The 18643-nt window shown below is 38.0% G+C and carries 17 protein-coding genes; 7 read left to right on the forward strand and 10 right to left on the reverse strand.

Annotated features, from left to right (window positions below; all coding sequences use genetic code 11):
- Positions 1-26: 26 nt before the first annotated feature.
- On the forward strand, positions 27-1319 hold the full coding sequence (gene argH, locus HME9304_RS05105; protein ID WP_112377554.1) for an argininosuccinate lyase: 1293 nt from the start codon (positions 27-29) through the stop codon (positions 1317-1319).
- 1 nt (position 1320) lies between these two features.
- Positions 1321-2241, forward strand: coding sequence for an NAD(P)-dependent alcohol dehydrogenase (locus HME9304_RS05110; RefSeq protein WP_112377555.1), 921 nt, complete (start codon positions 1321-1323; stop codon positions 2239-2241).
- Positions 2242-2271: 30 nt separating this feature from the next.
- Here HME9304_RS05110 and HME9304_RS05115 read toward each other — a convergent pair whose 3' ends face one another.
- Positions 2272-3114, reverse strand: a complete 843-nt coding sequence (locus HME9304_RS05115) for a pseudouridine synthase (RefSeq protein ID WP_112377556.1) — start codon at positions 3112-3114, stop codon at positions 2272-2274.
- Positions 3115-3323: 209 nt separating this feature from the next.
- Between HME9304_RS05115 and HME9304_RS05120 the strand changes: the two genes are divergently transcribed.
- Entirely contained in the window at positions 3324-3941 is a 618-nt protein-coding gene (locus HME9304_RS05120) for a hypothetical protein (protein WP_206170499.1), read from the forward strand.
- A gap of 82 nt (positions 3942-4023) precedes the next feature.
- Here HME9304_RS05120 and HME9304_RS05125 read toward each other — a convergent pair whose 3' ends face one another.
- The 4 genes from HME9304_RS05125 to HME9304_RS05140 form a co-directional block, all read right to left on the reverse strand.
- A complete protein-coding gene (locus HME9304_RS05125; RefSeq protein ID WP_112377557.1) occupies positions 4024-4977 on the reverse strand; it encodes a carbon-nitrogen hydrolase family protein in 954 nt (317 codons plus the stop codon).
- Positions 4977-5882 (reverse strand): geranylgeranylglycerol-phosphate geranylgeranyltransferase, encoded by a 906-nt coding sequence (locus tag HME9304_RS05130; protein ID WP_112377558.1) that lies wholly within the window; start codon positions 5880-5882, stop codon positions 4977-4979. Before HME9304_RS05130 ends, HME9304_RS05125 begins: the two co-directional genes overlap by 1 nt.
- Positions 5883-5891: 9 nt before the next feature.
- A complete protein-coding gene (locus HME9304_RS05135) occupies positions 5892-6830 on the reverse strand; it encodes a mevalonate kinase family protein (RefSeq protein ID WP_112377559.1) in 939 nt (312 codons plus the stop codon).
- A gap of 143 nt (positions 6831-6973) precedes the next feature.
- The gene (locus HME9304_RS05140) at positions 6974-8059 is read right to left on the reverse strand and encodes a diphosphomevalonate decarboxylase (RefSeq protein WP_112377560.1); all 1086 of its coding nucleotides are present in this window, start codon (positions 8057-8059) and stop codon (positions 6974-6976) included.
- 90 nt (positions 8060-8149) lie between these two features.
- Here HME9304_RS05140 and HME9304_RS05145 point away from each other — a divergent pair, with 90 nt between their 5' ends.
- Complete coding sequence (locus tag HME9304_RS05145) at positions 8150-8623, forward strand: TspO/MBR family protein (protein ID WP_112377561.1); 474 nt, start codon at positions 8150-8152, stop codon at positions 8621-8623.
- A 204-nt stretch (positions 8624-8827) separates the two neighbouring features.
- Here the strand turns inward: HME9304_RS05145 and HME9304_RS05150 are convergent, their stop codons facing one another.
- Positions 8828-9373, reverse strand: a complete 546-nt coding sequence (locus HME9304_RS05150) for a DUF1697 domain-containing protein (protein WP_112377562.1) — start codon at positions 9371-9373, stop codon at positions 8828-8830.
- Between the two features lie 70 nt (positions 9374-9443).
- Here HME9304_RS05150 and glpK point away from each other — a divergent pair, with 70 nt between their 5' ends.
- A complete protein-coding gene (glpK, locus tag HME9304_RS05155; protein ID WP_112377563.1) occupies positions 9444-10937 on the forward strand; it encodes a glycerol kinase GlpK in 1494 nt (497 codons plus the stop codon).
- A 111-nt stretch (positions 10938-11048) separates the two neighbouring features.
- The gene (locus HME9304_RS05160) at positions 11049-11777 is read left to right on the forward strand and encodes an MIP/aquaporin family protein (protein ID WP_112377564.1); all 729 of its coding nucleotides are present in this window, start codon (positions 11049-11051) and stop codon (positions 11775-11777) included.
- Here the strand turns inward: HME9304_RS05160 and HME9304_RS05165 are convergent.
- Together HME9304_RS05165 and HME9304_RS05170 are read right to left on the reverse strand one after the other, a co-directional pair.
- Entirely contained in the window at positions 11769-13049 is a 1281-nt protein-coding gene (locus HME9304_RS05165) for a BaiN/RdsA family NAD(P)/FAD-dependent oxidoreductase (RefSeq protein ID WP_112377565.1), read from the reverse strand. The genes HME9304_RS05160 and HME9304_RS05165 overlap by 9 nt on opposite strands.
- The gene (locus tag HME9304_RS05170) at positions 13049-13744 is read right to left on the reverse strand and encodes a glycerophosphodiester phosphodiesterase (protein WP_112379731.1); all 696 of its coding nucleotides are present in this window, start codon (positions 13742-13744) and stop codon (positions 13049-13051) included. Before HME9304_RS05170 ends, HME9304_RS05165 begins: the two co-directional genes overlap by 1 nt.
- Before the next feature lie 245 nt (positions 13745-13989).
- Between HME9304_RS05170 and HME9304_RS05175 the strand changes: the two genes are divergently transcribed.
- Entirely contained in the window at positions 13990-14409 is a 420-nt protein-coding gene (locus tag HME9304_RS05175; RefSeq protein ID WP_112377566.1) for a hypothetical protein, read from the forward strand.
- Positions 14410-14462: 53 nt separating this feature from the next.
- Here the strand turns inward: HME9304_RS05175 and HME9304_RS05180 are convergent, their stop codons facing one another.
- Both HME9304_RS05180 and HME9304_RS05185 read right to left on the reverse strand, forming a co-directional pair.
- Positions 14463-16334, reverse strand: a complete 1872-nt coding sequence (locus HME9304_RS05180) for an alpha-amylase family glycosyl hydrolase (RefSeq protein ID WP_112377567.1) — start codon at positions 16332-16334, stop codon at positions 14463-14465.
- The gene (locus HME9304_RS05185) at positions 16331-18637 is read right to left on the reverse strand and encodes a glycoside hydrolase family 65 protein (protein ID WP_112377568.1); all 2307 of its coding nucleotides are present in this window, start codon (positions 18635-18637) and stop codon (positions 16331-16333) included. Before HME9304_RS05185 ends, HME9304_RS05180 begins: the two co-directional genes overlap by 4 nt.
- Positions 18638-18643: the final 6 nt, after the last annotated feature.

Raw genomic sequence — 18643 nt, forward strand, 5'->3', positions numbered from 1 at the left:
ATCTCATATCTAACATCTAATAAAACATGAAACTCTGGGACAAAGGATTTAGTACAGACCAAAAAATAGACCATTTTACCGTAGGTAATGATAGGGAATTGGATTTGCTACTGGCAAAGTATGATGTAATCGCCTCGAAGGCACACGCCAAAATGTTAGGTGATGTAGGATTGATCACCAAAGACGAATCGGAAGATTTGGTCAGGGAATTGGATAGTATCGCAAAAACCATTGATGGCGGCACTTTTACCATTGAGGACTCCTTTGAGGACATGCATTCCAAAATTGAGTTTTTGCTTATAGAAAAGCTTGGGAATACGGGTAAAAAAATCCATACCGCACGATCCCGAAACGATCAGGTTTTAGTGGCCATGCAATTGTATCTTAAAAACGAGTTGACCGAAATAAAAAGCGAGGTCAGAATCCTTTTTGATTTACTTTTGGATTTAGCTGAAACGCATCGGTCCACCCTACTTCCAGGTTATACACACTTGCAAATTGCCATGCCCTCTTCTTTTGGGCTGTGGTTTTCAGCTTATGCCGAAAGCTTGATCGATGATTTGTATTTTGTTAATGCCGCTTACAAGATAGCTGACCAAAATCCACTGGGAAGCGCTGCGGGTTATGGCAGTTCTTTTCCTGTGGACAGAACATCTACCACCAAAGAGATGGGGTTTACAACGATGAAATACAATGTGGTCGCTGCCCAAATGGGCCGTGGGAAAGTAGAAAAAGCGGCGGCATTCGGTATTTCCAGTATCGCTTCAACACTTTCCAAGCTGGCTATGGACATCTGTTTATACATGAGCCAAAATTTTGATTTCATCACTTTCCCGGATGAACTGACCACGGGAAGCAGTATCATGCCACACAAAAAAAACCCTGATGTTTTTGAACTGATCCGGGCCAAATGCAACAAGATTCAAGCAGTGCCCAATCAGCTTGTTCTCATTACAAATAATCTACCAAGTGGATACCATAGAGACCTTCAATTGGTCAAAGAAGTTATAGTGCCCGCAATTCAAGATATTAAGGCCTGTCTGGAGTTGATGCACTTTAGTCTAAAAGAAATCAAGGTCAATGACAAAATTCTCGAAGACCCAAAATACAATTACCTCTTCAGTGTGGATACCTTGAACGAGCTGGTTAAGAATGGAATGCCCTTTAGGGATGCCTACAAAAAAATGGGTGCTGAAATCGAAGCCGGAACTTTTCAGCCAAAAAAAGACATTCACCATACCCATGAAGGCAGTTTGGGAAATTTGTGTTTGGAGGAAATTAGGGAGAAGATGAAAGGAATAACTGACCATTACATTTAAAATGAAGGCAGTTATATACAAAAAGTATGGTGCTCCAGATGTTCTTGAATTAAAAGAGATTGATAAGCCAACACCAAAAGATAATGAGGTTCTCATAAAAATTTTTGCAGCTACAGTTACTTCTGGAGATGTGAGGCTTCGCAGTTCGGATTTTCCTCCACTATTTTGGCTTCCCGCAAGATTGATATTCGGGTTGTTTAAGCCCAAGAAAAAGATTCTTGGCCATGAGTTTTCAGGAATAATTGAAGGAAAAGGAAGAAATGCTACAAAGTTTAAAATAGGTGATGAAGTTTTTGGCACTACTACAATGCAAAATTCAGGTTCTTATGCAGAATTTACTTGCTTGCCCGAGCAATGGAAACATGGCGTCATTGATTTAAAGCCAACAAACCTTAATTTTAAAGAAGCTGCCGCTTTGCCCATTGGAAGTATGACCGCTCTTTTTCTATTGGAAAAAGCAAAAATTTCAGAAGGCAAGAACGTATTGATCTATGGGGCATCTGGAAGCGTTGGGAGCTATGCCGTACAGGTTGCAAAATATTTTGGCGCATCTGTTACAGGTGTATGCGGTACTTCAAACATAAACATGATAAAATCACTAGGCGCTGTTAAAGTAATCGATTATAAAAAAGAAGATTATACGTTGTTCAACGGGAAATTTGATATTGTTTTTGATGCTGTTGGAAAAACAACCAAATCAAAAGCAAAAAAAGTTCTGAAAAAGGACGGTGTTTTTATTTCTGTTAAAATGTTGACCAAAGAAAAAAGGGAACACCTTTTAAGATTAAAGGAATTGGCAGAAAAAGAAAAACTAAAACCATTCATTGACTCATGCTATCAACTTGAAGATATTGTGAGTGCACATGAATACGTAGATCAAGGGCATAAAAGAGGGAATGTCGTTATTGAAATAAGCCAGTAAATGGATTTTTCAAAGTTCTTATATCAATAATTATTTTATCATTCCCAAATTAATCACCTCTTGCTCTGTTAAATGTCGCCAATGTCCACGCGGAAGGTCCTTTTTGGTAAGTCCGGCAAAAACTACCCTGTCCAGTTTGATTACATTATAATTCAAATGCTCAAAAATCCTACGGACAATGCGGTTGCGACCACTATGAATTTCAATGCCAACCTCTTTTTTTGGTGCGCCCTGTATATAACTTACGTCATCTACCTGCACCTTGCCATCTTCCAATTCCAACCCCTCTTGAATTTTACGTAAGTCGGATAGGGCCAGATTTTTGTCCAAGTGAACATGGTAGATTTTCCGTACCCCGTGTTTGGGATGCGTCAATTTTTTCGTCATATCGCCATCATTGGTAAACACCAAAAGTCCTGTCGTGTTCCTGTCCAATCGGCCTACCGGCAACAAACGGGATTTGGAAGCACTGGAAACGAGCTCCATTACTGTGCGCCTACCCTTTTCATCATTGGTCGTGGTGATAAAATTTTTGGGTTTGTTGAGGAGTATATATTCTTTCTTTTCGGGGTTTAGCTTTCTACCGTCAAAACGCACATCATCGGTCAGCTGAACTTTATAGCCCATTTCCGTGACTACTTTTCCGTTTACGGATACGTTGCCCGCCGCAATATAGGTATCCGCTTCCCTACGCGAACAGATGCCCGCATTGGCTATGTAACGATTTAAACGTATTTCGTTGGGGTTGGTGTTTTTTGGTGGGGCAGCCTTTTTTCTTGCAAGGTTGTAACTTTTGGAATATTGCTTTTTCTTATCTCCGCCAGTCGTTCTATTGGAAGGTTTACCTTTTCGGTTATAGTCTGATTTCGCCATCAGTCATTAAATTTTTTGCAAAGGTAGCTCATTTTGATTTCTTAAAAATCTTTTGAGCGATACATAGCCTATTCATCAATTGATAAATTAAATCCGTCGATTACAACTAGATTTTTATATTAAATTTCGCGAACTTCACTTATCGATGGGTATAAATCTTTAAAAGCAATTCATATCCTTATAGTCATAAGTCATTATAAGAAAATAAAATGAACTACATAAGCATCATAATTTCAATAGCGGCATTGACAATTTCTGGGCTCACTTTTTGGTTGACAAGACTGAAAAAAGGTGTTGTAAAAATGACAAAACCAACAATTATATTTTTCGGACCAGACGGTGGTGGAGAAAAGCACAATAAAGTATTTATAAGGACTTTACTTTATAGCACATCAGATAAAGGACAATATATTCAAAATATGTTTATTCGATTGCAACGTGGTGAATCTGTGCAAAATTTCAACGTTTGGGTTTATGACGACAATGGACTAGTTCGAGGAAGCGGCCTTTTTGTAGGTAAAAATGGTATTGCTTGTAATCATCATTTTTTGCTGCCCAAGGACGGAGAAGAATATTCATTTTTAACGGGTGACTATTTACTACAAGTTTTTATCGAGCCAGTTAATGATAAACCAAAAATTATATTTGAACAAAAGCTTCAATTAAAAAAAGAGCAATCTGAAGAAATGAAAACTCGAACTGCTGGAACCTATTTTGACTGGGCGCCAAATACGCAAACCTATTTTTCACATGTCGACATTCGACCTAAAGAAGTCAAGGAAATATCACACTTAAATAAGGTTTTTACTAGTGATAAGAAATATTAAAACGGTTTATAACATTGTGTAAAAACGCGTTAAAACACATTTTACACTAACTGATAAGTATTCTTACAAAAATCCAGACTAGCTATTCACCTTCAAACTCAACCGTAGATTGCCGTTCTCGGTTCACCAGCAACTTGGTAACATCCGGTCTTGCATAATGGCCTACGGGGTCAAAATTCTGGCGTTCTTCGTATACACGGTTAAAATCCAGCGTTTGATAAATCAATCCTTCTTTATCCACTATGGGTTCTACCAACCACTCGCCGTTGGGGCCCGCAATGGCAGAACCACCATTGGCCAAAACTTTAGGGGCTTTTTCCAAGATCTTATCCAAATGTGGGGTAGTTTTTGGAAAATCGGATGTTCGCATCAACGAAGAAACCGAAACTACAAAGCTTCTTGATTCCCTGGCAATAAATCGGGTAATGTCTTTTGTATTGTGCAATCCACCAGGCCAAACGGCTATATGTAGATTTTCACCCTGTCCATATAGGGCAGCTCGGGGAAGTGGCATCCAATTTTCCCAACAATTGAGTCCGCCAACGGTGAATTGCTTTAATGGATGTACCTGTAGGCCATTGCCATCCCCAGGTGCCCAGGTCAAACGTTCATCATAAGTAGGCTGCAATTTACGGTGTACCGATTTTATTACTCCATTTTCATTGATATAGATGAGGGAACAGTAGATGCTATGTCCTCCCCTGTCCTTTGCACGTTCCATGATTCCCAAGTAAATGGCTATCGTATGTTCTTTGGCAAGATTGCAAATTGTATCCAACTCTCCTGCTTCAATCTGAATCGAGTTTCTAACATAATGCGCATGAAGTTCCTTATTTACTTTTAAATCCCATGCAGCACCTTCGGTATGTGCCAACCAGAAGGGGTATCCCGGTAAAAAAGCTTCACCAAAAATAATAAGCTCGGCCTTTTCCATGACCGCTTCCAATATTGAAGCTTCTATTTTTTGTAAAGTCGCACGTTTGTCCAACCAGACCGGGGCTATCTGCGCCATGGCAACTTTTAGGTAGTTCTCCATTACAAAATTCGATTTAAGACCAAATCAATATCAATCAGTAAAATACTGAAAACGCCGGCAACAATGATAAATTTTAAAATATTGTGCAGCCAGACATAGTGTTTTTTGCCGTTGGCTCTCCATAACAAAATAATGAAAAGCAATAATAGACCGATACATGCCAAAAAGAATATATACATATAGCCAATATCAAAAATGTTTATCAACAGGAGCGAAGGAATAAGTGTTAGCACAATCAACAGACCAATAATCAACTTTGAAATGTTGGTTCCATATAAAATTGGAATGGTTTTATAGTTTTGAGCCATATCACCGGCCATATTCTCCAAATCCTTTATCATTTCCCGAGCCAATATCAATAGGAAAAGAAAAAGCGCATGGACAAAAATTACTGTTTGAAAGTTGGCGTAGTAAACAAAAACCACAAAAAACGGAGCAATGGCCAAGGAAGATGAAACCAAATTCCCTATAAAAGGGATACGTTTTAGTTTATGGGAGTACAGCCATATTCCAAAAATGTATGCGGAGAAGAAAAAAACGGCCCTGAACGATATATAACTTGCAGCTATCACCGCTAAAAAATTGAGAATAAAATATGTTGTCAGTTTAAAACGTTGGCTCACCAATCTGTCCAACATGCTTTTTGTTGGTTTATTGATCAGGTCCTTTTCGGCATCGTAAAAATTATTGATGATATATCCGCTTGCAATGACAAGGGCTGATGCCGTTACTATCAAGAAAAGATTAAAATCCAAAATTACATCGTGCAGTGGTAAGTCTGGCGATAGTATATAAATGGAAGCCAAATATTGAGCAAGGGTAATCATTAAAATATTGTATCCCCTAACTACGGAAAATAAACTCAACAGCTTAAACAGCAGTAGTTTATTTTTTCTATTGAGCATGTGATGGGATTAGAAGTTGTAGACCACTTCCAGATTATGTCCCTGAAGGGATTTTTTAGCTTTTTCCAAATCTTGGGTAAAGCCCAAAATGTAGCCCCCGCCCCCCGATCCACAAAGTTTTAAGTAATAATCATTGGTCTCTATGCCTTTCTGCCAAAGTTGGTGAAATTTGGATGGTATCATGGGCTTAAAGTTGTCAAAGACCACGTGGGAAAGTTCTTTTAGGTTACCGAACAGGGATTTTACATTGCCATTTAAAAAATCCTCTACGCAGGCATCCGTGTGTTTTATGAATTGATTTTTGATCATACTACGGAATCCTTCCTGCTTCATTTTTTCCATAAAAATCTGGACCATGGGTGCCGTCTCTCCCGTAATGCCACTATCCAACAAAAATACTGCGCCTTTACCTTCCTTGTTCTGTGAAGGAATGATAGTGGATTCTATATTGTCCTTTGAATTTATTAAAATGGGCAGGCTTAAATAGCTGTTCAAAGGGTCGAGGCCAGAAGATTTTCCGTGGAAAAAGGACTCCATTTTACCAAATATCTTCTTGAGCTTCAAAAGTTTTTCGCGGGTAAGGTTCTCTAAAACCGTTATTTTGTCCGTAGCGTACTTGTCATATATTGCAGCAACCAAAGCTCCGCTACTGCCAATACCATATCCTTGTGGAATGGAACTGTCAAAATACATTCCGTTTGCCACGTCCGCTTCAAGAGTTTGTAAATCAAAAGAAACCAAACTTTGTTCTTTTTGTTCCAATTTTCTTAAATAACCAACATATTCCTTTAAACTGTCATTTGATTTTTTAGCTTCGTCCGAAAGGTTATCATCGGTTTTTAAAGCACCTTTAAAAAAATTATATGGAATGGAAAGGCCTTTGGAATCTTTGATAATTCCATACTCGCCAAAAAGTAGAATTTTAGAGTAAAATAGCGGTCCTTTCATATGAGGTTTAGGAATATAACTCAATTTGTTTAACGCTAAACGAAATAAAGATAAACATTATTGGTCTTATTAGCTTAAAACTTTCAGTTAATTGCATTTTTCTACGTTCAGAATCACTATTTGGTGTATTTGAACGGGTTGTATCAATATAATTTTTTTGCACCATTTCCTATGCGGTCACAAATATAATGTCCCTTCTCACAATGCACAACTAATTCATCTTGAATAAATTGAATAACTTTCTCTTTTACGGATTCAGGATACAATACATGGACATTGGCACCGGCATCCAACGTAAAACATACTGGTACCTTGGTCAGCGCTCTATACTCCCAAATTTTATTGATGATTTCCAAAGTATCCGGTTTCATCAAAATAAAGTAAGGCATGCTGGTCATCATCATCGCATGTAAGGTGAGTGCCTCGCTTTCAACAATATCTATAAACCTATTTAAATTTCCTTCTTCAAAAATTGTTTTGAGCTTATCCAAATTTTCGTGGGCCTGGGCAAAACGTCTTTCAGCATAAGGATGGTCGTGCATTAAATTATGACCAACCGAGCTACTAACTTTTTTTTGCCCTTTGTGTACCAATAAGATAGTATCATGAAAATTTTTAAAAACAGAATCAACTTTATAGGGGTATTGTATTCCATACAAATCCGAACTTTCATTAATTGAATAATGTCTTCCCCATTGGATCAAGTCACCTTCAATACTTCTACTTGCACTACCAGAACCCAAACGTGCCAAAAACGAAGCTTTTCTCTTAAAAAAGATGGCATCCATGGTTGGGTTCATTTTCTTTTCAATGTCCATCAAACATAAAGACAAGGCTGCCATTCCACTTGCCGAAGATGCTATGCCACTACTGTGCGGAAAAGAGTTTGATGTCTCGATTTTAAAGTGATAGGATTTTAAAAAGGGAAGGTACTTTTCTACCCGTTCAAAAAAAGTCTGGATCTTCGGTTTAAAGTCTTCCTTGGATTTCCCTTCAAAAAACAATTCAAAAGAAAATTTTGAACTACCAAGCTCACTTTTTTCATAAGAAAGCGAAGTTGTTGTGGCGCTTGCATCCAACGTAAAACTTATAGAGGGATTGGCAGGAATCTGATCTGCCCTTTTTCCCCAATATTTTACCAATGCAATATTACTGGGAACTTTCCAAGTTACTTTTCCTGATAATGGCAGTTCTTCGCATGCACTGGGCAGAAAGTCTTTTTCAGTCATTAAAAATGTTTGGGCAAATATAAGAATGCAGGTAACGATACAGGAAATAGGTATAAATAAATTCTTATTTTAGGGGGAATTGCACTGATCATGAAGAAAAAAATTATTTATATCGCTATAGCCGTCATTATTTGTATTCTAATTGGCTTTCTTTCCAGCTTTGCTACCCAGAGTTCTGTAAACGATTGGTTTCTAACATTGAACAAGCCCAGTTTTAATCCTCCTAATTGGTTATTCGCCCCAGTTTGGACGGTCCTGTATATTTTAATGGGGATTTCTGCAGGGATTGTATGGTCCAAAGGGGTTCATCACATTTGGGTAAAAACAGCATTATATCATTTTGGGTTTCAATTATTGTTCAATGCTTTATGGAGTATTGTATTCTTTGGACTTAAGAATCCTTTAATGGCGCTAGTGGTCATTCTAATTTTGTTTACTTTAATAATATTGACCATAAAATGGTTCAATATCGTGAGTAAAACTGCGGCAATACTTCTTGTACCCTACCTTTTGTGGGTGGGTTTTGCTACAATCTTGAACTATAAAATTTGGGAGTTAAATTGATTTTTAGAAGTCAGTAGATAGTTACTTAACTAAAATTAAGTTTACGTCAATAATTTCAGGCTGAGCGCAGTCGAAGCCCAATTTTAAAAGTTATGCGTTCTCGACTGCGCTCGAGCTGACAGTTTAGAAAATTACCCTGTTCTGGTTCTCCATTTAATAGATAGCTGAAATTATACGTATTTATCCAATTAGCCCTATTAATATTTAATTATTGCTTTTACAGGCTATCGCAATCAACTTTTGTATTGTGTTCAAGTTACGTGTAGTTGCTTCAACTTTGAGTTTTCGCTCTATCAAATTATTGTTCAATTTTGCTTTTCCATAGCCTGTTTTACAATATAAAAAGACGCATGTATCCTTTATGTAAAATTCTTCATTGATAAATTGTTCTTTATTGAATTCTTCGATTAACTGATTGACCGGCGGTTTTTTGAGGAAGGCAAAATATAGCTTATTTTCTTCCGCCCGGCCTAAAAAGGGATTTATACTTAAAACATTTTTTAAATTTTCGCCCGTCGTCACCAAAGTTGGCACATCAAATCCAAAGCTGCTTAAGATAGCATCATGAATAACTTTTTGGAGAAAATCCATATCGGTTTCTTCACTTTTAAAAACCACATTACCACTTTGTATATAGGTTTCAACATTTTGTAGACTTGCTTTTTCCAAAGTCTGTCTTAGATCGGCCATCCCAATCTTTTTTTGGCCGCCAACATTGATTCCTCTAAGTAGGGCAATATATGTTTTCATGGTCAATAATTCCGGGGAATAAAACTACTACGATTTATTTTAGTAAATTCAAACGCAATAAATCAACAGAATGAATCAGTATATCCTTGCCTTGGATCAAGGCACCACAAGCTCCAGAGCTGTAGTTTTTGATAAAAAGGGAGCAATAATCTCCGTAGCCCAAAAAGAGTTTACCCAGATTTTCCCAAAGCCGGGGTGGGTAGAACATGATGCCGATGAAATCTGGGCTACACAAGCTGGTATAGCCGCTGAGGCCGTGAGTAAAAAAGGGTTAAAAGGAGAACAGATAGCGGCCATTGGAATTACAAACCAACGCGAGACCGTTGTGGTTTGGGATAGAAATACTGGAGAGCCCATATATAATGCCATTGTGTGGCAGGATAAACGAACTGCAGATTATTGTGATGAATTAAAAAAGGAGGGGAAATCGGAAATGATTCGTGAGAAGACAGGTTTAGTTATCGATTCCTATTTCTCAGGCACAAAGGTAAAGTGGATTCTTGATAACGTAGAAGGCGCGCGCAAAAAAGCTGAGGCAGGCGATTTGGTTCTAGGTACAATTGACACTTGGCTTATTTGGAAAATGACAGAGGGAAATTTGCATATTACCGATGTTACGAATGCTTCACGGTCATTACTTTTCAATATTAATTCCATGGAATGGGACGACCAACTTTTGGACCTTTTTACCATTCCAAAAAGTATGTTGCCAGAGGTGAAACAGTCCAGTGAGGTCTATGGGCAGACCAGCCCTAATTTTTTTGCTGCCAAAATTCCAATCGCCGGAATCGCCGGTGACCAACAGGCAGCACTTTTTGGACAAATGTGCACTAAGCAAGGTATGGTAAAGAACACATATGGCACTGGTTGTTTTATGCTCATGAATATTGGCGAAAAACCCATTGTATCCAAAAACAACTTGTTGACCACTGTGGCATGGAAAATAAATGGAAAGACACATTATGCACTCGAAGGTAGCATCTTTATTGCCGGTGCCGTTGTGCAATGGCTTCGAGATAGTTTAAAAATTATAAAGACCTCCTCCGAAGTAGAAAGATTGGCAAGTTCAGTGGACAGTACGGAAGGTGTTTATTTTGTACCTGCTTTTGCCGGGTTGGGAGCTCCGCATTGGAACCAACATGCGCAAGGAACAATTTTTGGGCTTACTCGGGGCAGTACAGATGCACACATTGCCAGGGCAGCGCTGGAATCCATAGCCTATCAAACCATGGATATCTTAAAAGCGATGGAAGCAGATTCAGGAATTTCAATAAAAGAACTTAGGGTAGACGGAGGTGCTACGGTAAATAATATGCTTATGCAATTTCAGGCCGATGTTTTGAACACTGTGACCGTTCGTCCAAAAATAGTGGAAACAACTGTTATGGGTGCTGCCTACTTGGCTGGGCTTGCAGTAGGTTATTGGAAAAATCAAGAAGAAATACAGGATATATGGCAGACTGATATACACTTTAATCCATCAAAAGAAAGGGAACCAATTGAAAAAGGAATAAAAGGATGGTATAGAGCCATTGAAGCTCTGGAGCACTGGACACGAAAGTAGTTGACTGATGACCGAGACGGTTGACCTTTGACCTTTAACATTAACCCTTAACCTTTAACCTTTAACCTTTAACCTTTAACCTTTAACCTTTAACCTTTAAACAAATCAACCATGACACCTTTTATTGCAGAAATAGTTGGCACTTTTCTACTTATTTTGTTAGGATGCGGTGTTAATGCCAACGTCTCTCTGAACAAAACTTACGGAAATGGTTCTGGATGGATTGTAATTACCACGGGATGGGCTTTTGCGGTATATACGGGTGTTGTTGTTGCAGGACCGTATAGTGGAGCACATCTTAATCCAGCAGTTACCATTGGTTTGGCAGTTGCTGGAGAATTTTCAATCCCTATGATCGCTCCTTATATTTTGGCTCAATTTATAGGTGCGATGCTCGGTGCTTTTTTCGTATGGCTTATGAACAAAGACCATTTTGATGCTACTGAAGATGGTAATACCAAAAGAGGTGTTTTTTGTAATGCCCCGGCAATTCCCAATATAGCCTTGAATCTTCTTACGGAAGTTTTGGGCACTTTTGTTCTGGTATTTGCAGTGCTTTATTTTACCGATGCAGTTTCCTCTAAGGATAATAGTATAATTGGTCTTGGGTCTCTGGGCGCTTTGCCGGTTGCCTTGATTGTTTGGGGAATTGGTTTGTCATTGGGCGGCACTACGGGATATGCAATAAATCCCGCTCGGGATTTAGGACCTAGAATCATACATGCCCTAGTACCCATTAAAAATAAAGGTTCAAACGGTTGGGGATATTCTTGGATTCCTGTTGTAGGACCAATATTAGGTGCTACTATAGCTGCTGGAATCGCAATGCTTTTAAGCTGATTGATTAGAAGTGATTGCCTGCGCTGCAATATATGCACCGGTCCATGCATTCTGAAAATTGAATCCTCCCGTTATGGCATCTACATTTATTATTTCTCCGGCAAAATAGAGATTTGGGTGAATTTTGCTTTCAAAAGTTTTGAAGTTGATTTCCTTTAGGTCTATTCCCCCTGCAGTAACAAATTCTTCCTTAAATGTACTTTTGCCCTCCACCCTAAATGAGCAAGAAGTAAGTTGCGTGGCCAGATTTTTAAGCTTTTCATTTGTAATATTGGCCCATTTTAAATCTTTATCTATTTCAGCAGCTTTTACCAAATTTAACCAAAGCCTTCTAGGCAAATCCACCGCGTTCGTTTTAGGTATGGTTTTTTTGGCCTCAACTTCTTTTACTTCCTGTAAAAAAAGATACATAGATTCCGTGGTATACTCTGGTTTCCAATTGATGTCAATCCTAAAATTATAGTTGTAATCGTGTAAAATATTGGCCCCCCATGCTGAAAGCTTTAAAATTGCGGGACCGCTCAGTCCCCAATGTGTTATAAGCACTGGACCATCGGACTCTAAAATTGGTTCTTGCTTTATGCCACTTTTTATCTTTACATTGATTTTCGATGAAAAAATTTTTTTGGGAGGAATCATAGCAGTAGCATAAGCGCTAATCCCTTGTATTCCTTTTATTCTTTCATCTGTTATATTAAAAGTAAAAAGTGAAGGCACGGGTGCAATGATAGTATGTCCTATAGATTCCAACTGTTTCCAGATTTTAGGGTTGCTCCCCGTTGCTAAAATAAGTATCCTACAACTGTAGTTCTTGTTCATGGTGGTTACTTGCCATCCTCCGCCGTTTTCTATTTTTTCAAAATGCTTTACCGCACTGTTTTTCAAAATTTTGATTCCAAGACGCTCAGTTTCTGACAGAAAACAATCTATTATTGACTGTGATGAATTACTTTTTGGAAAAATACGGCCATCAGATTCTATTTTTAGAGGAACTCCCCTTTCTTCAAAAAAGGCCATAACATCCATAGGAGCGTGTGTATAAAAAGGCCCCAAAAGTTCTTTTTTGCCTCTTGGATAATTAGCAACCAATTCATGGGCAGAGAATTCTCCATGGGTGACATTACATCGACCTCCCCCAGAAACCTTTACTTTGGAGAGCAAGCTTTTACCTCTTTCAAAAATGGCGATTTTTAGTTCTGGGGATTTTTCTGCAATTTGGATCGCTGCATAGAATCCAGCGGCACCGCCACCTACTATGATAACATCAAACATTAATGTGCCCGCTCAGGGTAATTAGTAATGATTCCGTCGACCCCAAAATTTTTCATTTTTTGAATATCCTCAGTTTCATTGACGGTCCATGTGTATACTTTTAATCCTTCTGACTGTATTCTATTGATATTCTCTTCGGTAAGTGATTCAAAGAATGGATTGATGGCAACGGCGTTCAATTCTTTGGCAATAGGAATTGCATCAATCGGGTCTTCTTCTGTAAGTATGGCTATTTTAATATTTTGGTTGAATTTTCGCATTTTCCTAAGCTCATCCCACTTAAAGCTGGAGATAATGAAATTATCTAAAGTCCAACCTTTTTTGTCCACATAGTTTTCCACGATAAAATTTACCTTTTCTGCTGTATTGCCACCTTTTAGCTCAATATTCAATGCAACTTGGTTATCGATCAATTTTAAGACATCTTGCAGCATAGGTATTTTATGATTTCCATTCAGGATCAGTTTATTCACATCAAAGATATTGTACTCTTCGATTAGCCCTCCACTGTTGGAGAGTCTTTCTACACGCTCGTCATGAAAAACCACAATCTCACCACTTGATATTTTAAATACATCTATTTCTATCATATCCACCCCCAAATCCATTGCTTTTTGTACCGAAGCCAATGTATTTTCAGTTTCATGCCCCATAGCTCCCCTATGCCCAATAACCAAAGTTTTAGAATCTATCATATTACAACTGTTTATCAAGAAAACTGTCAGTATTGCAAATGGTAAACTTTTTTTCATAGTGAAGATTTTTTCAATGCTAAAAATACAACTTGCAAATGAATCTGAAATTAATTTAAGGTGATACGTATTCAATATCAAAATTTTAATAAAACAAATTGATTATCATTTTTTAATATAAATTTTTGACAATTTGATAAAATTTATTTAATACATTTATCGATTCAACAACCAATAAACCAATTATTATGTTTTCAAAATCTAATTTATTAGCTACACTTGCTGCATTTTTTACCATGTTTTTACTGGGATATGGAATTTGGGAATTTTTACTTGCCGAATTTTTTGAAGCACATACTGTAAAAAGTGTTATGAACGAGCAAATGAATATGGGACTGATTGCCGGAAGTAATCTTATCGCAGCTTTTGTATTGAGTACCATTTATGGTAAATGGGCCCGTGGCTATCACAGTGTTGGGGACGGCTTTACTTATGGTGCCTGGATAGGTGTATTTACGGGATTTGGACTAGGACTTTTAAACTACGCGGTCATGGGACTTTCAGATTTAACAGCAGCACTGGTAAATGGAGTTGTAGAGGTTATTTTTTACGGTATAATAGGAGTTGTAATTGCATTGGTATATAAAAATACCGCCAGTAAGGCATAATGGCAACTAACCAACCTTAATGTTGGGGCGGATTGCTTTGCAATCCGCCTTTTTTATTCCTCGATGCTGAAAATAACAGATTCCAGAGGTTGTAATTTTATATCCACCGTTCCCTTTCCATTTTCAACAGTTAATTTTCCTTCTTTCTGATTGTAGAGTTCTTCAACCAGATCATATTCCCCATCCAATAGATTCCATTTGGAAATGACATCCTCTGGCAGTTTCAGTTCAAATTCATAATTTTTATCGGCATCAAAATTTGAAACTATCACCAACTTCTCATTTTTAGACCATCTAACATATGATAACACTCGATAGTCATAATTTTCAGTATTATCCTTATTGTAAAAATGGATTTCTTGATACGCTCCCATCAATGCCTCACTTGTAATTGTAAAATTCAGCAAGCGCTTATAGAAATCCCTCAATTTTTCTTCTTCTTTGGACAATTGCCCTCCATCAAATTTTTTGTCGTTCATCCAACGTTGGTGGTGCGGTACGCCTATATAATCGAATATTGAAGTTCTTGTAGGTTTTCCAAAACCTGCATCCTCTGCCCCTGGCTCTCCCACTTCCTGACCAAAATAAATCATGGTAGGGGATGTACTTAAAGTTGCTGAAACTACCATAGCAGGTTTTGCCAAATCCGCATTTCCTACAAAATCTGGGCTGGCAATCCTTTGTTCGTCATGATTTTCCAAAAAATGGAGCATATGGTGCTCAATGTCTGCCATTCTTTCTTGTACTACGGGTATATGGTCCGTCCATCCATATCCTTTCATAATGTGTTTTATACTATCATAAAGCTCCACTTTATCATATAGATAGTCCATTTTTCCTTTTTGGATATAGTCCCTATACAGATCGGGGTTGTACACTTCGGCTAATAGAAAAGCATCTGGATTCTTCATTTTAATATTGGAGTTCAAATAACTCCAAAATTCTACGGGTACCATCTCGGCCATATCAAAACGGAATCCATCGACCCCAAAATTTAACCAGTACAATGCGATGTCCTTGAACTTGTCCCAAGAGTCTGGAATAGCTTTATCTTTCCAAAAATTATAATGTGCTTGATAGTCTTTGTTGTTGAAACTCTCAGGCAATTGGTCAAAATCCTTGGTGCCATCTGGACTTATACCATAATTCACTTTGATGGTCTCGTACCAATCATTAAAATGGGGCTGAGCCAACCGCGAGCCATTGCCTGTCCATTTGGCGGGACTTTCTTTAAATTTTTTATCTGCTCTGGGATTTTGTTCCCCGCCCAAGGGAAGATACCCATCTTGCCATTCGGGCACTTTAAACTGTGAACCTGGTATATAATAGAAATTATTGTTTATAGCATATTCCACAGTAGTATCATCTTTGGCCCCAAAATCAAAAACACCCTCTGGATTTGTTTTTCCTTCATAGTTTCTGGCTACGTGATTGGGTACAATGTCGATGATGACCTTCATTCCCACGCTATGTGTTCTTTCCACTAGGGATTTAAATTCTTCCAATCGTTTTGAAGGGTCAACGGCCAGATCTGGGTTCACGTTGTAATAATCCTTGACCGCATAAGGGGATCCCGCACGTCCCTTTACAACGTCCGGGTCATCATTGGAAATTCCATATGCTGTATAATCACTGATAAGGGCATGATGTGGAACACCGGTATACCAAATATGGGTAACACCCAGATTCTTAATTTCTTTAAGTGCTTTTTCCGTAAAATCGTTAAATTTTCCAACTCCATTTTCCTCAATGGTGCCCCAAGGTTTATTTGTAGTATTGGTATTTCCAAAAAGTCGTGTAAAAACCTGATAAACTACAAACTTTTTTTTCATTACTTTCTCAACTGGTTTTTTCTCTATTTTCTTTTCACATGCAGATACTATAATAATAATCACTGAAAAAGCGACGTAGAGATATCGTTTCATGCTTGAACTGCTTTTCTGGGAATTAATTCGACTGGTTTATCGTTTACTTTGATCATCAATGCTTTCTCCCCGGTAATTTCGAAGCTTGCTTCTTTTTTTGAAACTTTTACTGTAATAATTTGATTTCTAAAATTTATTTTAAAAGTATATGATTCCCATTGTTCTGGTATCTGTGGCGTAAAATGGAGCTCATCATTTAATACGCGCATACCTCCAAAACCTTCTACTATACTCATCCATGTACCCGCCATGGATGTGATGTGCAATCCTTCTTCAACTTCTTTATTATAATCATCCAAATCCAATCTAGATGTTCTCAAATAGAATTTATAAGCCTGCTCCATCCTGCCCAACTTTGCTGCCTGTATGCTATGCACACATGGAGACAATGAGGATTCATGGACCGTAAAAGGTTCGTAGAAATCAAAATGTTTTTCTAGCACATCCCTGCCAAAATGGTCTTCAAAAAAATAGAATCCCTGCAAAACGTCCGCTTGTTTTATGTAAGGTGAACGTAATATTCTGTCCCAGCTCCATTTTTGGTTTATTGGCCTTTGCGATTTATCCAAATCCTTGACTCTTATCAATATCTTGTCCAAAAATCCATCTTGCTGTAAGAATATTTCATGCTTTTCCGAATATGGAAAATAGATGTTATTGGCAACCTTCGCCCAATTCTCGGTTTCGGCTGAAGCTAGACTTGTTTTGTCCACTATCCTATTATAATCTTTTGGATATTTGGATTTTACAACTTTCAACTGTTCCAAGGTATAATCAATGCACCATTTTGCCAAATAGTTTGTGTACCAGTTATTATTGACATTATTCTCATATTCATTTGGGCCTGTAACGCCCAACATGACATATTGCTGTTTGTCCTCTGAGAAATTAAATCTTTGCTGCCAAAATCGTGCAACTCCTATTAAAACTTCCAATCCCATTTTTGGAATATAGCTGTAGTCGCCCGTAAACCTATGATAGTTATATATTGCAAATGAAATTGCCCCATTTCTATGGATTTCCTCAAAAGTGATTTCCCATTCATTGTGGCACTCCTCGCCGTTCATGGTAACCATAGGATATAATGCCGCACCATTAATGAATCCAAGTTTATGTGCGTTCTCTATGGCCTTTTCCAAATGGTTGTAGCGGTATTCCAGTAAGCTCCAGGCCACTTCTTGATTTTTGGTCGCCATGTAAAATGGGAGGCAATAAGCTTCTGTATCCCAATAGGTGCTACCTCCATACTTTTCTCCTGTAAATCCTTTTGGACCAATATTCAATCTGGAGTCTTTTCCTAAGTAGGTTTGGTTCAAGTGAAAAATGTTGAAACGGATTCCCTGCTGTGCTTTTACATCGCCCTCAATGGCAATGTCGCTCATTTCCCAGATTTTGGCCCAAGAATCTTTTTGTTTTTTAAGAAGTCCCTCAAACCTATTTTCTGATGCTTCATCCAAAACCAAATTGGCAACTGCTTGCAATTGATCTTTAGGATGGTTTCTATCTACAGTATAGCCACCATATTTTATTAGGCTGAGTTGTTGATTTTTTTTAACTTCAATGATATACGAATTTCCAACAGATTGTTCGTCCTTTTTTAAAGTCGGTTTTATTTGGGCCTTGTTTCCATTGACAAAAACCTCTGTTTGCATGAAGGTACAGACCGCGAAATTGGTTTTCATGGTATGTGATTGAATGAAGGCTCTTTCGCCTTCAGAAACAATCTTCGTTGTGTTCCAAAACTTATCGTCCCAATTGCTGTCCTCATTGGTAATACCACTGTCCAAATAGGGAAGAAGAATGACTTCAGCATCTGCGTTCAACACTTGTAAATTGTATTGAATTGCTCCTATCTCATCCAAATCTATACTCAAAAATCTGATTACTTCTACCCCAACTTTAACATTGTTAGGCATTGTAGCGTTAAAACTCCTTTTGTACCATCCCTCTTTCATATTGAGCTCTCTTCTAAAGTTTGAGACGCTTGTACATGTATTCAAATCCAGTGGTTCGGCGTTCACAAAAACATCGATTCCGATCCAATTAGGTGCATTGAGGACCTTTGCAAAGTATTCCGGATATCCATTTTTCCACCACCCAACACGAGTTTTGTCTGGATAATATACCCCAGCAATATAACTGCCTTGAAAAGTAGCTCCTGAATATTGTTCTTCAAAATTGGCACGTTGCCCCATGGCCCCATTACCCAAACTGAATAAACTCTCTGATGATTTGACTTGTTCTTTATCGAAACCTTCTTCAATAATGGACCAAGGGTCAGCTTTTATATAATCTTGATTCATTTTTTA

It is taken from the genome of Flagellimonas maritima, from assembly GCF_003269425.1.
GTDB lineage: Bacteria > Bacteroidota > Bacteroidia > Flavobacteriales > Flavobacteriaceae > Flagellimonas > Flagellimonas maritima.

What these genes read in the sequence shown, in the direction of transcription:
- HME9304_RS05180 (WP_112377567.1), bottom strand. Translation starts at nt 16,334, where the DNA reads ATGAAACGATATCTCTACGTCGCTTTTTCAGTGATTATTATTATAGTA.
- HME9304_RS05110 (WP_112377555.1), top strand. Translation starts at nt 1,321, where the DNA reads ATGAAGGCAGTTATATACAAAAAGTATGGTGCTCCAGATGTTCTTGAA.
- HME9304_RS05125 (WP_112377557.1), bottom strand. Translation starts at nt 4,977, where the DNA reads ATGGAGAACTACCTAAAAGTTGCCATGGCGCAGATAGCCCCGGTCTGG.
- HME9304_RS05150 (WP_112377562.1), bottom strand. Translation starts at nt 9,373, where the DNA reads ATGAAAACATATATTGCCCTACTTAGAGGAATCAATGTTGGCGGCCAA.
- glpK (WP_112377563.1), top strand. Translation starts at nt 9,444, where the DNA reads ATGAATCAGTATATCCTTGCCTTGGATCAAGGCACCACAAGCTCCAGA.
- HME9304_RS05120 (WP_206170499.1), top strand. Translation starts at nt 3,324, where the DNA reads ATGAACTACATAAGCATCATAATTTCAATAGCGGCATTGACAATTTCT.
- HME9304_RS05170 (WP_112379731.1), bottom strand. Translation starts at nt 13,744, where the DNA reads ATGATAGATTCTAAAACTTTGGTTATTGGGCATAGGGGAGCTATGGGG.
- HME9304_RS05160 (WP_112377564.1), top strand. Translation starts at nt 11,049, where the DNA reads ATGACACCTTTTATTGCAGAAATAGTTGGCACTTTTCTACTTATTTTG.
- argH (WP_112377554.1), top strand. Translation starts at nt 27, where the DNA reads ATGAAACTCTGGGACAAAGGATTTAGTACAGACCAAAAAATAGACCAT.
- HME9304_RS05175 (WP_112377566.1), top strand. Translation starts at nt 13,990, where the DNA reads ATGTTTTCAAAATCTAATTTATTAGCTACACTTGCTGCATTTTTTACC.
- HME9304_RS05140 (WP_112377560.1), bottom strand. Translation starts at nt 8,059, where the DNA reads ATGACTGAAAAAGACTTTCTGCCCAGTGCATGCGAAGAACTGCCATTA.
- HME9304_RS05145 (WP_112377561.1), top strand. Translation starts at nt 8,150, where the DNA reads ATGAAGAAAAAAATTATTTATATCGCTATAGCCGTCATTATTTGTATT.
- HME9304_RS05130 (WP_112377558.1), bottom strand. Translation starts at nt 5,882, where the DNA reads ATGCTCAATAGAAAAAATAAACTACTGCTGTTTAAGCTGTTGAGTTTA.
- HME9304_RS05115 (WP_112377556.1), bottom strand. Translation starts at nt 3,114, where the DNA reads ATGGCGAAATCAGACTATAACCGAAAAGGTAAACCTTCCAATAGAACG.
- HME9304_RS05185 (WP_112377568.1), bottom strand. Translation starts at nt 18,637, where the DNA reads ATGAATCAAGATTATATAAAAGCTGACCCTTGGTCCATTATTGAAGAA.
- HME9304_RS05165 (WP_112377565.1), bottom strand. Translation starts at nt 13,049, where the DNA reads ATGTTTGATGTTATCATAGTAGGTGGCGGTGCCGCTGGATTCTATGCA.
- HME9304_RS05135 (WP_112377559.1), bottom strand. Translation starts at nt 6,830, where the DNA reads ATGAAAGGACCGCTATTTTACTCTAAAATTCTACTTTTTGGCGAGTAT.